Source organism: Halopenitus sp. POP-27 (assembly GCF_029889855.1).
GTDB classification, from domain to species: domain Archaea; phylum Halobacteriota; class Halobacteria; order Halobacteriales; family Haloferacaceae; genus Halopenitus; species Halopenitus malekzadehii.
Map to the genome: position 1 here is coordinate 1 of NZ_JARANU010000022.1, position 13,942 is coordinate 13,942.

A 13,942-nucleotide genomic window follows, 5' to 3' on the forward strand; every position below is an offset into this window, starting at 1 on the left:
CCCGCCCCCTCTCTCATCCTCCCTCCCGCCCTCTTCCTCCATCCCTCCCCCTGCCGCGTCCCCCGTCGACAGCGCCAACACGTCCGAAAGCGTGAGCTCCCGCTCACGGAGCGTCGGAGCTGCCGCCTCGCCGCGGCGAACGTCCAGATCGTCCATCTTGGCGGGCGGATCGCGGACGGCAACGTCGACGTGCTCGAAGGCACGGTAGAACGACACCGCGTCCTCGACGGTCGTGTCGGCGACGACGCGGTCGAGCCCGTCAGGGGTGAGGTCTCCTCGGGCGGCGGCGGAGACGAGAGGAACGAGCAGCAGCAGGCAGCCGAACTGGGTGTTCCCGCCGGCCTGTCGGCTCATCCCGGCGACCGCACGTTCGAACGCGATGCCGATCCGAGCGCCGCGCTCGGCGCGACGAAGCCCCTCGCCGGCCCCGACCGTGCCCGCGAGGAAGTGTTCGAACCGAAGGTCCTCGAGATCTCGACGCCGATCGACGTTCCCGGGTTTGGGGGTCCCGGCGACTTCGAGCATCAGCGCCAACTGCGCGTTCTCGGCGGGCGTTCGCCGCGCGGCTCCGGAGTTCCGTCCAGTCACAGGGGCGCATCCTCCGGTATCGATCCGGTTTCAGAGTCCGATTCCCCTCCCGATCCAGGGGCAGATCTGGAGTCCGAACCCGGACCCAGATCGAGCGCAGCCGCCGCACTCGCGACGCGATCGAGGACGGTCGGGTCGTCGCTCGGTCGGCCGACGCTGACCGCGTCAGCCCCGTATTCGGCGTACTCGCGAACACTCTCGCGGTCCCGTACCTCGTTGTTCGCGATCACGAACAGGTCGGTCGCGGCAGTCACGTCGGCGACTGCGCGCTCGGTGTCCATCGCGTCCAGATGGAGGATGTGGCCACCCGCATCCTCGATCGTACGGGCAACCGCGGGGAGGTCGACACCGGATACACCGGCCCGAGCCTTCACGCTCACCGTCACGCCCGCAGTGGCCGCCGCCGCGACGTACTCCGAGAGCCGGTCCCGGTCGGCAAGGAGCGACTCGCCGCAGCCGACCGCACACAGTTCCGGCTGCCGGCAGTGTGCGTTCACCTCGAGGATCGCGTCGTGGGACGCACAGACCGCCGCAGCGCGCTCGATCGGCGGACGCGTCGTACTCCGAACGTTGACGGCCGGTCGCAGTGGCACGTCCTCGAGAGCCGCCACCTGGGAGTCGATGAACGCGAACGGATCGGCCGGAAGGAACTCCTCGCGACCGCGTTCAACGAGGTCGCGCGCGGCGGCCCGGCTCGCGGGATCGAGCGCGATCCCACCGAGGACGGCACAGCCGACGTATGGAGCCGCGGCACGGGCCCAGGCGGCGTCGGAACGACCGCTGAGGCTCGCGATCGCCACCGGCGGGACGAAGGGGACGACGGCGTCACTGCCGCCCGGATCCACCTCGCTGCGTTCGGGAACCATCTCGTCGTGTTCCTCGTGAGCCATCCATTTTACGCCATCGCTCACCGAACGGCGGCAAGCGCCGATCGGCAGGCACGTGCGACGCGTTCGGCGTCGGCGGCGTTCTCGATCCGGGTGTCGGTCCGGACGACCTCGCGATCGAGATCGGTCCCGTCGTCGGCGTCGAGAACGAACGCGTCGGCGAAAGGGTAGGCGGCCGCCACGCCCGCGGTGCTCGGATCGATCCCGACCCCCGCCATCAGTTCCGCTGCCGGCCCCGAGAAGACCGTGTCCTCAACGAACGGCGAGACGGCGACCACGGGCGTCTCCCGTAACGCGGCCTCGACGCCGGGGAGCGCGAGCATCGGACCGATGCTCGTGACCGGGTTCGAGGGACCGATCACGACCGGATCCGTGAGAGCCTCCTCAACCGCTCGCGTCGGCGTCGCCTGCGTCGTCGTGGTTTGCGTCGGCGGCGTCTGCGTCGGCGTCGTCTGCATCGTCGAGATCTGCGTCGATGGGTCCGGGTCGGTGCCGCGGAATTCGACGGCCTCGACGGCAGGATCCGCCCGGCGATCGACCCAGTACTCCTGGAAGTGAAGCGGACCGTCGTCGGTGTGAACGATCGTTGCGACCGGGTCATCCGACATCGGCACGACATCGACGGCGAGACCGAAGGCGTCCGCGAGCGTGCGCGTGACCTCGGTGAGTGACCGTCCCTCATCGAGTAGCCCCGTCCGCGTGATGTGAACTGCGCGGTCGCGGTCGCCGATCTCGAGGAACTCCGCGACGCCGGAGAATCGCCGCCAGTTCGCGATCCGCCGGCCCGCAGTCTGTGCGTCATCGGGGAGATAGCGTGGACCGGCCTCGAGGTCTGCCGCCGACGCGATCCGCGAGAGTTCCTCGTGGGTCGCCGTCGTGTCGTTGTCGATCCCCCACCACGTCTCGCGGTCGAGAACGTCACCGCCCCAAAAGAGGACCGTATCGATGTCCGGACAGACGAGGTGGCCCCCGATCTCGACGTCGTCCCCGGTGTTTCCGACGACCGTGATCGACGCCGCGTCCCAGACGGTCGTCGCTCCCTGCAACAGCTTCGGCGTCCCGGTGCCGCCGGCGAGAAACGTGACCATACGGTGGGGTTGAGCGGCGTCGGCTTGTAAGCTCCGCCCTCGGGCCGGACGGCGACCGACGGGGAACCGCTCGTCGGGAACGGCATCGACGGCGGAACGCCTATCTCGACGCGTCGATCAGGACTGTGTATGGACACGCGTCGCGCGCTGTTGGACGCGCTCGAATCGGGGCCCGTCTCCGGGCCCGAACTCGCCGATCGGCTCGGCGTCTCCCGTGCGGCGGTCTGGAAACACGTCGAGGCGCTCAGGGATCAGGGATTCGAGATCGAAAGCGGGAACGAGGGGTACCACATCACTGAAACGCCGAATTACGGTGCGGCCGCGATACAGTACGGATCGACTGCGCCCTACGGGATCGAGTTCCACGACACGATCGGCTCGACGAACGATCGGGCTCGCGAGCTCGCCGACGCGGGCGACACCGGTATCGCCGTGGTCGCGGACGAACAGACCGGCGGACGCGGGCGACTGGACCGCGACTGGGCGGCCCCCGCCGGCGGGATCTACGTCTCGGTGGCGATCAGCCCGGATCTCCCGCCGGCACAGGCGCCGATCGTCACGCTTGCGGCGGCCGTCGCGGTAACCGACGCCTGTCGGGACGTCGGCGCTGACGCACACATCAAGTGGCCAAACGACGTCCTCGTTCCCGATCCAACCGCCGAGCGGGGCGGCACCAAACTGGCCGGAATCCTCACCGAAATGCAGGGAGAGGCCGACCGCGTCTCGTGGATCGTCGTCGGAATCGGCATCAACGCGAACGTCGACCCCGACGCACTTCCGCCCGGAGCTACGAGCCTTCGCGCGGCGACGGACGACCGTATCGACCGCAGCCGAGTGACGCGAACGCTGCTCAAACGGTTCCACGAGTTGACGGCTGCCCCCGAATCGGTGCTCCCCGCGTGGCGTGACCGTGCTGTCACGATCGGACGGGACGTTCGGGTCGAAACCACGACCGGAGCCGTCGAGGGAACCGCCGTCGACGTCGAGTTTCCCGGTGCCCTCGTGCTTGAGACCGATGATGGGACCGAAACCGTCCTCTCCGGGGATTGTGAACATCTCCGACCGATCGACTGAGCGTCGAGTTCCCTAACCCGTCGTCCCGATAGTGGTCGTGTCCGCAGCTACCCACTTCCGGAGGCCTCCGATTCAGGTGTCCCGTCGGCGGAGTTCGCGTCGGCGTCCGCGGTCTCGGGCGTTTCCGTCGATCCGGCCACGCCGGCCGTCTCGGCCGCGTTGGACGCCGCCGTGTCACCCGCCTCGCCGAGACGAACGGTCAAAACCGGGATCGAGGATCCACGGACGACCTTTTCGGCGACACTACCGAGGAGGAGTCGGTCGATGCCGCCGCGGCCGTGTGTCCCCATTACGATGACGTCGCACCCTTGTCCTTCGGCGTAGTCGATGATCTCCCGGCTCGGTGACCCCTCGACGACTGCCGTCTCCACGGGAACGTCGACCCCGACGCCGTCGGCGATCGACTGCACCTCCTCGACGGCCGCGTCGGCATCCGACTTCAGGAGATCGTCGATGCCGTCCCAGGAGGACTCCATCGGCAGCCCGGCGTAACTCGAGACGTTGATCACGTAGAGTGCGTGCACCTCGGCGTCGTGGATCGCCGCCAACCGTAACGCGTGCTCGACGGCGCGTTCGCCCTCCGGTGACCCGTCAGTCGGAACCAAGATTCGGGCGTAGAGTGACATATGTTATCACAAAACTGTATCGGATGCGAGTGTATAACTGTTTGCACGTTTTGCCGGTTCTTGCACGTCGGTCTCCGGACCACTCGGCCCGTGGTTCCGGGCCCGGTTGAATCCAGCCGTCTACCGAACCGGTCACACCGGCTCGGAGCGGGCCCGGTCACGCACCCTTGTTCTGGTCGCTTTCGAACGTCGATGGCTCCGGCTCGATCGACCGATAGGCGACGACACGGTCGCCGAGGGTCTCGACGCGGTCGCGGAGATCGACGTCGGTGAACTGCCCGCTCTCGATCGCGGCGTCGGCGCGTGGGATGGCGGCCTGATACGGGAGTACCCAGGCGTTGAGTGCGCGACAGACCGACCGCAGATGCTCGAGGGCCGTGATCGGGAACGAGCCGCCGGCGACGGCGAGTAGCCCGACGGTGACGCCCTCGAACTCCTCGAACCCACAATGGTCGAGCGCGTTCTTCAGCACGCCCGAACAGGAGCCGTGATACACCGGCGTCCCGAGGACGATCGCGTCCGCCGTGCGGATCGTTGACCGGAAATCGGCGCCGTCCCCCTGGTCGTCGACGTCCGGATTCAACGGCGGCAGATCGTACGCACGGAGATCGACCAGTTGCGTCGACGCGCCGGCGGCTTCGGCACCCGCCAGGGCTGCTCGGACGGCGACGCGTGTGTGACTCCGGGATCGCAGGCTCCCCACGACGCCGGCCACGTGTGTGTCGCTCATACCACCTCCCTCGGCGGACGGTCTAAAAAATCGGATGGGTCCACCCCGTTCAGTGCTCCCCGACAGCAGTCCGCCGACTCGAGGGCGACGCGACCCGACTGGACGTTTATCCCGAATACCGACGCAGCGCCCCGTGTGACCTGAGGCTCGCTCGCGACGGTCGAGGCGGGTGTTCGGCGCCCCGTCGCGAGACCGGATCCGTCCCACGTTCCCGGATCCACGCTTCCGCGCCGACTGTTCGCCAGATCGCGTCGATGTGGTCGTCATCGTCACCGCTCCGCCGAGCGTTGGCTTCGTCAACCACCCCCTCCGCCCGCAGCTACCCGTCCACGACGTCGCTGTCCGCGCGGATGACCCGATACCGGCCACCACACTCCCCACAGCGGTATCGGTCGGGATCCGTGACGAGTTTCGATCGTCGATAGCGGGCGATCTCGGCGCCGCAGTCGCGACAGCGTACCCACCACGTCGGGGCGACGAACCGGTCACAGTGAACGTGCGTTTCGAGCGTCGCCGCCAGTCGTCGAAAGGTCGGCCCGTGGCTCGGGTCGTCACGTTCGTTCAGCAGGTGCACGTGGAGGAGCTCGTGCCGGATCGTCGCCGCCGTCGCCCGCCAGCCGCGATTGCGGAACTGCAGCCAGGCGAGAACGATCGCCGTCGGCTCGCCGTCACGGTATCGCACCGCTCCTGCACGCCGTTTTGCGCGGCGGCTGACCTCCCACTCGAGGCGGCTCACCGAGACGGAGAGATCGTGGACATCGACGACCGCCCGCGCATAGACCCGCGCGGTTGCGAGAAGCTCCGTCGGAGTCGCGTCCGGTCCGATGTGGTACCGATCGACCGGAACGGATGGCGCCGCCGCATCGTCGCCGTTTCGCTCGCGATCGGACACCCCGCCATCGCCGGACCCCGGCGATCGATCCGCCATCGATCACTCCCGGAGCCGAACCCGGACGCCGTCCTCCCCGTCGCGAACCGCCACGAGCCCGTCAGCGGACAGATCCGCAAGGAGCCCACGGAGCCACTCCCGTCCGTGGTCGCCGTCGGGCGTGTAGTCGACGCGGATCCGGTGGCCGAGGTCGTCGATCGGGAGTTCGTCGTACTCCCGGAGCGTCGCGACGATCCGGCCGCGGAACTGTCTGCGGCTCCCCTCAAAACTCGGCTGTGTGGGGACGTCGGGCGCGGTGAAGTCGCCGGTCTCGTAAGCGTGACACCACCGACGCCACGGACAGCCCGCTTCATCACACCGTGGGGTCGTGCCACAGGCGACCCCGCCGAGTTCCATAATCGCGTTGTTCCACACTCGGGATTGACCCTCGGGCAGCAGCGTCGAGGCGGCCTGCTCGAAGGCGTCATCCGAATCGGGGACGCCGAACGCGCGGTACAGCACGCGTTTGACGTTCGTGTCGACGACGGCGTCGCCGGCGTTGAACGCGAAGGAGGCGACCGCGTTGGCGGTGTAGGGACCGACGCCCATCAACTCCTCGAGGTCGACGGGCGTCCGCGGGAACTCCCCGTCGAACTCCTCGTGCACCTGCCGTGCGGCCTCGTGAAGGTACTTCGCACGGTTGTTGTACCCGAGCGAGTGGCTCGACCAGAACCCGACGACGTCGCTTCTGTCGGCCGCAGCCAACGCGGCGGCGGTCGGCCACTCCTCGAGAAACGCCTCGTAGGCCGGCCGAACTCGGTCGAGTTGGGTCTGCTGGCTCATCACCTCGCAGACGAGAATCGCGTAGGGGTCCTCAGTCTCCCGCCACGGGAACTCCCGATGGTTGGCCTCGTACCAGTCGATGAGCGACGATCGAACGTCCTCGAGGGCGGCAGGAAGCTCGACGGCCTCCGTCCCGTCCGCCGCTCCCGACGTTTCGTGCTCGTCCCCGGAAGGCGTCATACATCGTCGTTGTGCCGGCGAGCGTTTATAATCTGGCCGATTCGACAATCGTCCGTCGCCTGGCGTATTGCGACCGCGAGGACGCGACGCCGACGAGACGATCCGAAACCTGTTTCGGCGGCAGGACGCTGCGGGAAGCTATGACGCTCGAGGATCTGACGACCGCGGTTGAGGGAACGTACGGCGAACTCGGTGACTCGATCGACGTCGAGCTCGATCGGGAAACTCGGACCGAACTGGCGATGCTGATCGCTGCGACCGGTGCCGACGCGGATGAGCTCGTCCGGCGGGGGATCCACGCGCTGTTCCGGACGACGGTGGATACCGGCGATCTCGACTTCCAACTGCGAAACGAGTACGACGTGTCCTACGACGAGTACCTGATGGGGATGTCCGTCGACGAGATGACGGGGAACGCGCAGTATCCCCAGCGGGATGACGATCGCCGGTACCGGATGTAGGCGTTTCCGGCGAATAGCCGGGAGAGATCGGTGCGTCGATCGTCCCGTTTGGTGCCGCGGTCAGATATCGACGTACTGCGACTCCCACTCCTGGCGGGCGTCGATCTCACGCTGACCACGTCGTGTGAGGGTGTAGTAGTTCGTTCGGCGATCGCGTTGGCCCTTCTCGACGAGCCCCTTCTCGACGAGCGTATCGAGATTCGGGTAGAGGCGACCGTGGTGGATCTCCTTCTCGTAATAATCCTCGAGCTCATCCTTGATCGCGAGTCCGTGCGGCTCGTCGAGTCCAGCGATCACGTACAACAGATCCCGCTGGAATCCTGTCAGATCGTACATTTATGAATTCTATTCAATCATATACATCGATATCTGATAAATATACCGGATCCACGATCGATACTGGGTGGAGATACGGATGAAGCGGTGTTTGGATAATATTCAAACGAGACAACTCACTGAGTGTTTTTGACAGCAAATATGACATATAATTCTGTGAAGACACGTCACGGCCGAAGAATCGGCGTTTCGAAACGGCCCGCATCGCCGGCGTCGATTTTTATACTTCAACGACGTAGGTGAGGTATGCCTGAAGAGACGATTTTTGCCAGTGAATCCGTCGAATCTCGGGAATCGATCGCGACCTCCCTCCGGACCGTCGCCGACAAGCTTGAAGCCGGTGAGCCGGTTACCTTGGCCGCCGGCGAGGAATCGGTCACGCTGTCGGTGCCACCGCGGGCGACCTTCGAGGTCACGGCCGAACGTGAAACCGAAGGCGGTCACGAGGAGCTGAGCGTCGAACTCGAGATCGAATGGGACGTCGGGACCGATGCGGACGGAACGAACGCGACGCTATCGATCGAGTGAGGCCGCGCGAGCGACGTCGTTCATCTGGATCGATGGGTCGTGCTCAGATATGTTCCTCCTCGAGGACCCACCCGAGCGCCCGCTTGTAGTAGGTGAACATTTCCTTGACGCCCTCGTGACGCATCTCCTCGTCCTCAAGCTGTGCTTTCAGGAACTCGTACTGCTCGCGGATCTCGTCTTCCTCGCGCATACGGGATCGATCACGGCGGGACCGACATAGGTCCGACGACCGAACGGGGACTGACGACGGGAACCGACGATCGAACGAGGAGTCCCGAACGGAACGACTTTACGCCGACCGGTGTTACCGACCGAGAGCGATGGACGATCGGACGCGCGAGTACCTCCGGGGGCGCTTTGGCGACTACTACCGAGCGACGTCGCTGTCCCCGCCGTCCGAAGCGAACGAGCGCGAGTGGGGCCACATTCCGTGGACGCCGGGCAGCGGGACGACGATGGTCCGCCACCAGTCGCTTCTGGACCTCGGAAACCTCGATGCGTTCTTCCGGGAAACCGCACCGAGACACGCCTATTTTTCGGCGGCACAGTACGATGATCCGGGCGCGTCGACGATGGGGAAGAAGGGGTGGCGCCGGGCCGACCTCGTCTTCGATCTCGACGCCGACCACCTCCCGTCGATCGACCCGGAGTCGGCGACGTACGCCGAGATGCTGTCGGCCTGTAAGGACGCACTCGAACGGCTCCTCGCGTTTCTCGAGAACGATTTCGGGTTCGAGAACCTCCAGATAGTCTTCTCGGGCGGCCGCGGCTACCACGTCCACGTCCGTGACGAGGCCGTCCTCGAGTTGGATAGCGAGGCCCGACGGGAGATCGTTGACTACGTCCGGGCGATCGACCTCGACGTCGAGGGGCTGATCCGCACCGAACAGGAGCAGGGAACCACGAAACGCGTGCTCCGGACCGAGGGTGGCTGGGGAAAACGCGTTCACGAAGCGCTCGTCGAGTACGCCGACGATCTCCGGGAGATGGACGAGGAGGCGGCCGTGGCACGGCTCCAGGAGCTCGACGGAATCGGCGAGGGACGCGCAACGACGATCCTCGGCGCGTTCCGACGAAACCCGGACGCGGTTCGGGCCGGAAACGTCGAAGCGGGTGGTCCCGGAGTTCGCCGGCTCGTCGAGGCGCTCTGTGCACAGGTGACCGCATCACGAACGGCCCCCGTCGACGAGCCGGTGACGACCGATACCCACCGGCTCATCCGTGTTCCCGGAACCCTCCACGGCGGAAGCGGGCTCGAGGTGTGCCGGATTCCGCGGACGGAACTCGACGCGTTCGATCCGTTGGTCGATGCCGTCCCGAACCGGTTCACCGACCGCACGATCGAGATCGACTGTTCGGAGCCGGCGACGGTAGAGTTAAACGGCGAGACCGTGATGGTGGAGCCAGGAACGAACACGGTCCCCGAGTACGTCGGCGTGTTCCTGATGGCACGTGATAGTGCCAGTAAGGCCCCGGAACGATGATCTCGGGCGGGACCGTGACGGTGTTGCCGGACGAGTACCCCCTTCCCCCTAACGACACGCATACACGATGAATCTGGACGAACTCAGATCGGTGCAGGCCAAGGAACGTCGAAAGGACAGCCTGCAGCATCTTCGAGACACGTTCTACGAGGACGTCGCGTCCTACATCGCCGACCTCCGTGCCGCACGCGATCGGCGAGCCGAACGCGTCGACAACCCCTTCTCGGACGACGACGTGCGCCGAATGTCCGATGAGGTCGAAACGGCCGAGGAGGTCGCCGAGGCGCTGTATGAACGTCGCATCGGGAAGGTCGTCAAGCTCGCCTCCTTCGCGGCCGCAGATATGCCGGTCGAGCAGGAAGGGATGACGACCCAGGAACGCGAGCTGTTCGAGGACCTGGTGGCCCGCATCGAGACCAACAAGTCCGCCGTCCTCGACGTCCTCACGGGGACGGGATCGATCACGGACGCGGGAGCGACCACGGATCCGACGGCGAGCGCTGATGGGACCGACGGCGGTCCGACGGTCGAGTCCGAGACGACGAAAGCCGACACGGCGGCGATCGACACGGCAGGATCGGAACCGGACGCGGGGTCGGCGACCCGGTCACCCCCCGACGCTGATATGGAACCGGCGGGAGCGGATCGGTCGATTCCGCCGGAGGGGTCACCGACGGAACCGACACACGAAGGGTCGGCCGAGCCGTCGAACGACGCTCCAGAAACCGCGCCCGATTCCGGAACCGCGCCCGAGGACGCGGCTGACGGCGGAGCACTCGCGGAGGCGATGGGGGCGGATACGGCGGATCCGGTGAATACCGGTACCGCTCACGCAACCGACGCCTCCGCAACCGGGACGTCCACGACCACCGGTGCCACCCAGCCGGGTGACGCCGACTCCGACGGGGCTGACGACGCCCCGGAACTCGATCGAACCGTCGTCCGGATCACGCGTGACGTCGGGGAGATACTGGGTGTCGACGAGCGAGCGTACGACCTCGAACGCGAGGACGTCGTGACGCTGCCGGTCGCGAACGCCGACCCGCTTCTCGAGCGCGATGCCGCAGAACGGGTCGAATAGCGGACTTTTTACGGTCGGTCGGTGAGGGATCGAATATGCTTGATCCCGGAACCGACGCGCCCGCGTTCTCGCTGTCGAACCAGCACGGTGAGACGGTCTCTCTGGAATCGACCGACGCCGATTACACCGTCGTCTACTTCTACCCGCGGGCGGATACCCCAGGCTGTACGACCGAAGCCTGCGGATTCCGTGACGCGTGGGATCAGTACGCCGAGGCGGACGTCGCCGTCGTCGGGATCAGTGATGATCCGGTCGAGGACCTCGAAGCGTTTGCCGAGAAGTACGACCTGCCGTTCCACCTCCTGTCGGATGCGGACGGGTCCGTGGCCAGCGCCTACGACTCCTACGGCGAGAAGAACGTGTTCGGCAACGTCGTCGACGGCGTCTTCCGGAACACCTACGTCGTCGACGCGGCCGGCGAGATCGTCCTCGCCTACGAGGGGGTCGACCCCGAGGACCACGCTGAGACGATCCTCGCGGACGTCGAGAACGAACGGACGTGACCGACGTCGGGTATGGAGGCCGGTCAGGAGAGTACCGACGTCAGTAGCCGCGTGTGATCAGGTAGTCGGCAAGCTCGGCGAGCGTCCGGCGTGCCTCGTTGTCGGGAAGCACCTCGAGGTGCCGTTTCGACCGCTCGGTGAGCTCCTCGGCCTTCTCCCGGGCATAGGTGATGGAGCCGACGTCTCGGAGCTTCGACACCGCGGACTCGATCTCGGCGTCAGTCACGTCGGCCGGGGTCTCCGCGTCGACGAGTTCGTCGACGTCGACGCCCTGCTGGCGCGCGTGCAGCGTGATGAGCGTCTCCTTGTCCTCGACGAGGTCCGAGCCACGCTGTTTGCCCAACTCCTCGGAGGGAACCGTCAGATCGAGGACGTCGTCCTGGATCTGGAAAGCGCTGCCCGAGTCGATCCCGTACCGATAGAGAGCGTCGACGACCTCGTCGTCGGCGCCGAGCAGGATCGCCGGGGTCGCAGCGGCCGCGCCGTAGAGGACGGCGGTCTTCAACTCGATCATCTCGAGGTACTCGTCCGGGAGGATCTCTCCACGTGACTCGAAGGCCACGTCGAGCGCCTGCCCCTCACAGATCTTCGTACACGTCGAGGCGAGCATCCGCATCGCCTCGAGTCCGTTCGCCGGATCAGCGTCGGTGTCGGCCATCATCTCGAAGGCCGTCGAGTAGAGCGTGTCGCCGGCGAGGATCGCCGTCGACGTGTCGTAGGCCTCGTGGACCGCGGGAACGCCCCGGCGGAGGTCGTCCTCGTCCATGATGTCGTCGTGGATCAGCGTGAACGACTGAATGACCTCGATCGACACCGCCGCCCGCAGCAGGTCGACGGTCGATCCGGACACCGTCGGGAACGACCGATAGTCGACGGCGCCGGGATCGACGTCGGCGATCGACTCCCCCGCCAGGAGGACGACCGTCGGCCGGAGCCGTTTCCCGCCGGCCTCGAGGATGTACCGGGACGCTTCATAGAGGCGCTCGGGCTCCGCCAGCGGGAGCTCCTCGTCGATCGCGGCGTTGACGAGCTCGCGCCGCTGTCGAACCGCGTCCAGAACCCGTGCCTCCGTCGCGTCGTTCGTCATTCGACCAGCTGGATGACGTTCCCGTTTTCGGTGACGTGGAGGTCACGATCGAGTTTGTAGCCCTGCGAGCGGCACAGGTCGACGTACGGCGAGAACCCTTGCAGGTTCTGGTGGGCCGGGATGACGTTCTGGGGTTCGAGCGCGTCGAGCATAGTGTAGTGGCCCTCCTCACGCAGGTGACCCGAGACGTGGATGTCGTCGTAGATGCGTGCACCCTGCATCCGGAGAAGCTGTTCGGACTGGTAGCGCTGGCCCTCGTTGGTCGGCTCCGGGATGACCCGGGCGCTGAAGATGACCTTGTCGCCGTCGTCCAGCTCGTAGGGCGTCTCGCCGCGACCCATTCGGGTGAGCATCGCGCGCGGCTCACCCTGGTGGCCGGTGACGATGGGGAGGTAGTTCTCCTTGCCCTCCTTCATGATCCGCTTGAACGTTCGGTCGACCGACTTCCGGTGGCCGTACATCCCCAGGTCGCCGGGGAAGTCGACGAAGTCGAGCCGTTCGGCCGTGCCGGAGTACTTCTCCATCGAGCGACCGAGCAGAACCGGCTGTCGCCCGATCTCCTCGGCGAACTCCACGAGGCTCTTGACGCGGGCGATGTGGGAGGAGAACGTGGTGGCGACGATGCCGCCGTCGTAGTCCTCGACCGAGCGCATCACGTCGTGAAGGTGCTTGCGCGCGACCGATTCGGAGGGCGTTCGACCCTTCCGGCCGGCGTTGGTACAGTCCTCGATGTAACAGAGGACGCCGTTGTCCTCGCGACCGATCTCGCGGAACCGGTCCATATCGATCGGGTCGCCGATGACGGGCGAGTGGTCCATCCGCTTGTCGAGCCCGTAGACGACCGCCCCCTCGGGCGTGTGCAGCACGGGGTTGATGGCGTCGATCACCGAGTGGGTGACGTTGACGAACTCGAGTTCGACCTGCTCGGAGTCGCCGATCGCCATCGTGGCGCCCGCGTTCATCTTCACCAGGTCGTTGTCGACCTGGAACTTGCCCTCGTCCTGGATCTGCTGGCGGACGAGCTCGATCGTGAAGGGGGTGGCGACGATCGGTGCGTCGTACCGGTGGGCGAGCTTGGGGATCGCCGCGATGTGGTCGAGGTGGCCGTGCGTCGGGATGATGGCCTGCACGTCGCCCTCGAGTTCGGACATCACGCGGTCGTCCGGAATGGCACCCATATCGATCAGGTCGAGGCTATGCATCTTCTCGGTCTCCACGTTGTCGTGGATCAGGACCTTACTCAGGTTCAGGCCCATGTCGAAGATGACGATGTCCTCGCCCGCTCGGACCGCCGTCATCTGTCGACCGACCTCTTCGTATCCGCCGATTGTTGCGATTTCGATTTCCATAGTTGTGTTCCCAGAGCATCCAAAGCCGCGTTCGAACGGCGATACTGCTCACTGAAACCCGCATCTGGGGCCAATGCCCCGGCGTCTTACAGCACGTCGGCGAGGGCCCCGCTTCGGTCGAGCCGACGTCGGCTCACCGTGTCCCGCGGGATGATGGTATCTACGCGTACACGGGCCCCTCTTAAAAACTGTGTGGGTTACTCCTCGCCACGAGGGCGTGACCGAACAA

The 13,942-nt window shown here is 66.1% G+C and carries 17 protein-coding genes; 6 read left to right on the forward strand and 11 right to left on the reverse strand.

Translation table 11 applies throughout. The features are described 5' to 3' along the window. From OQF70_RS12185 to OQF70_RS12195, 3 genes are all read right to left on the reverse strand, one after another. The coding region (locus OQF70_RS12185; protein ID WP_280537895.1) for a triphosphoribosyl-dephospho-CoA synthase at positions 1-588 on the reverse strand (588 nt) is incomplete at its 3' end. Continuing rightward, the gene (locus OQF70_RS12190; RefSeq protein ID WP_280537949.1) at positions 585-1,454 is read right to left on the reverse strand and encodes a tRNA-dihydrouridine synthase; all 870 of its coding nucleotides are present in this window, start codon (positions 1,452-1,454) and stop codon (positions 585-587) included. The genes OQF70_RS12190 and OQF70_RS12185, both read right to left, overlap by 4 nt. Positions 1,455-1,495: 41 nt before the next feature. Next, positions 1,496-2,563 carry a 2-phospho-L-lactate transferase CofD family protein gene (locus OQF70_RS12195; RefSeq protein WP_280537896.1) on the reverse strand — a complete coding sequence of 356 codons (1,068 nt, stop codon included), beginning with the start codon at positions 2,561-2,563 and terminating at the stop codon, positions 1,496-1,498. A gap of 129 nt (positions 2,564-2,692) precedes the next feature. Between OQF70_RS12195 and OQF70_RS12200 the strand changes: the two genes are divergently transcribed. Next, a complete protein-coding gene (locus OQF70_RS12200; protein WP_280537898.1) occupies positions 2,693-3,637 on the forward strand; it encodes a biotin--[acetyl-CoA-carboxylase] ligase in 945 nt (314 codons plus the stop codon). A gap of 47 nt (positions 3,638-3,684) precedes the next feature. Here OQF70_RS12200 and OQF70_RS12205 read toward each other — a convergent pair whose 3' ends face one another. From OQF70_RS12205 to OQF70_RS12220, 4 genes are all read right to left on the reverse strand, one after another. Further along, positions 3,685-4,263: a universal stress protein gene (locus OQF70_RS12205; RefSeq protein WP_280537900.1), complete on the reverse strand. Its 579-nt coding sequence runs from the start codon at positions 4,261-4,263 to the stop codon at positions 3,685-3,687. 157 nt (positions 4,264-4,420) lie between these two features. Then, the gene (locus tag OQF70_RS12210; RefSeq protein ID WP_280537902.1) at positions 4,421-4,993 is read right to left on the reverse strand and encodes an NADPH-dependent FMN reductase; all 573 of its coding nucleotides are present in this window, start codon (positions 4,991-4,993) and stop codon (positions 4,421-4,423) included. A gap of 319 nt (positions 4,994-5,312) precedes the next feature. Beyond that, a complete protein-coding gene (locus OQF70_RS12215; protein ID WP_280537903.1) occupies positions 5,313-5,921 on the reverse strand; it encodes a SprT-like domain-containing protein in 609 nt (202 codons plus the stop codon). A 3-nt stretch (positions 5,922-5,924) separates the two neighbouring features. Continuing rightward, a complete protein-coding gene (locus OQF70_RS12220; RefSeq protein WP_280537904.1) occupies positions 5,925-6,884 on the reverse strand; it encodes an A/G-specific adenine glycosylase in 960 nt (319 codons plus the stop codon). A gap of 140 nt (positions 6,885-7,024) precedes the next feature. Here OQF70_RS12220 and OQF70_RS12225 point away from each other — a divergent pair, with 140 nt between their 5' ends. Beyond that, on the forward strand, positions 7,025-7,345 hold the full coding sequence (locus OQF70_RS12225; protein WP_280537905.1) for a hypothetical protein: 321 nt from the start codon (positions 7,025-7,027) through the stop codon (positions 7,343-7,345). A gap of 60 nt (positions 7,346-7,405) precedes the next feature. Here the strand turns inward: OQF70_RS12225 and OQF70_RS12230 are convergent, their stop codons facing one another. Next, the gene (locus tag OQF70_RS12230; RefSeq protein WP_092816367.1) at positions 7,406-7,681 is read right to left on the reverse strand and encodes a PadR family transcriptional regulator; all 276 of its coding nucleotides are present in this window, start codon (positions 7,679-7,681) and stop codon (positions 7,406-7,408) included. Positions 7,682-7,927: 246 nt separating this feature from the next. On the opposite strand from OQF70_RS12230, the gene OQF70_RS12235 reads away from it, so the two are divergent. Beyond that, a complete protein-coding gene (locus tag OQF70_RS12235; RefSeq protein ID WP_280537906.1) occupies positions 7,928-8,209 on the forward strand; it encodes an amphi-Trp domain-containing protein in 282 nt (93 codons plus the stop codon). A gap of 43 nt (positions 8,210-8,252) precedes the next feature. Here the strand turns inward: OQF70_RS12235 and OQF70_RS12240 are convergent, their stop codons facing one another. Next, positions 8,253-8,399, reverse strand: coding sequence for a hypothetical protein (locus OQF70_RS12240; RefSeq protein ID WP_177167456.1), 147 nt, complete (start codon positions 8,397-8,399; stop codon positions 8,253-8,255). Positions 8,400-8,529: 130 nt separating this feature from the next. Here OQF70_RS12240 and priS point away from each other — a divergent pair, with 130 nt between their 5' ends. The 3 genes from priS (at position 8,530) to bcp (ending at position 11,277) form a co-directional block, all read left to right on the forward strand. Further along, positions 8,530-9,693, forward strand: coding sequence for a DNA primase small subunit PriS (gene priS / locus OQF70_RS12245; RefSeq protein WP_092816372.1), 1,164 nt, complete (start codon positions 8,530-8,532; stop codon positions 9,691-9,693). A gap of 67 nt (positions 9,694-9,760) precedes the next feature. Beyond that, a complete protein-coding gene (locus OQF70_RS12250) occupies positions 9,761-10,774 on the forward strand; it encodes a hypothetical protein (RefSeq protein WP_280537908.1) in 1,014 nt (337 codons plus the stop codon). Between the two features lie 35 nt (positions 10,775-10,809). Continuing rightward, positions 10,810-11,277, forward strand: a complete 468-nt coding sequence (bcp, locus tag OQF70_RS12255) for a thioredoxin-dependent thiol peroxidase (RefSeq protein ID WP_280537910.1) — start codon at positions 10,810-10,812, stop codon at positions 11,275-11,277. A 40-nt stretch (positions 11,278-11,317) separates the two neighbouring features. Here bcp and OQF70_RS12260 read toward each other — a convergent pair whose 3' ends face one another. Both OQF70_RS12260 and OQF70_RS12265 read right to left on the reverse strand, forming a co-directional pair. Continuing rightward, on the reverse strand, positions 11,318-12,364 hold the full coding sequence (locus OQF70_RS12260; protein ID WP_280537911.1) for a polyprenyl synthetase family protein: 1,047 nt from the start codon (positions 12,362-12,364) through the stop codon (positions 11,318-11,320). Beyond that, entirely contained in the window at positions 12,361-13,713 is a 1,353-nt protein-coding gene (locus OQF70_RS12265) for a ribonuclease J (RefSeq protein WP_092816380.1), read from the reverse strand. The genes OQF70_RS12260 and OQF70_RS12265 overlap by 4 nt, the downstream gene beginning before the upstream one ends. Positions 13,714-13,942: the final 229 nt, after the last annotated feature.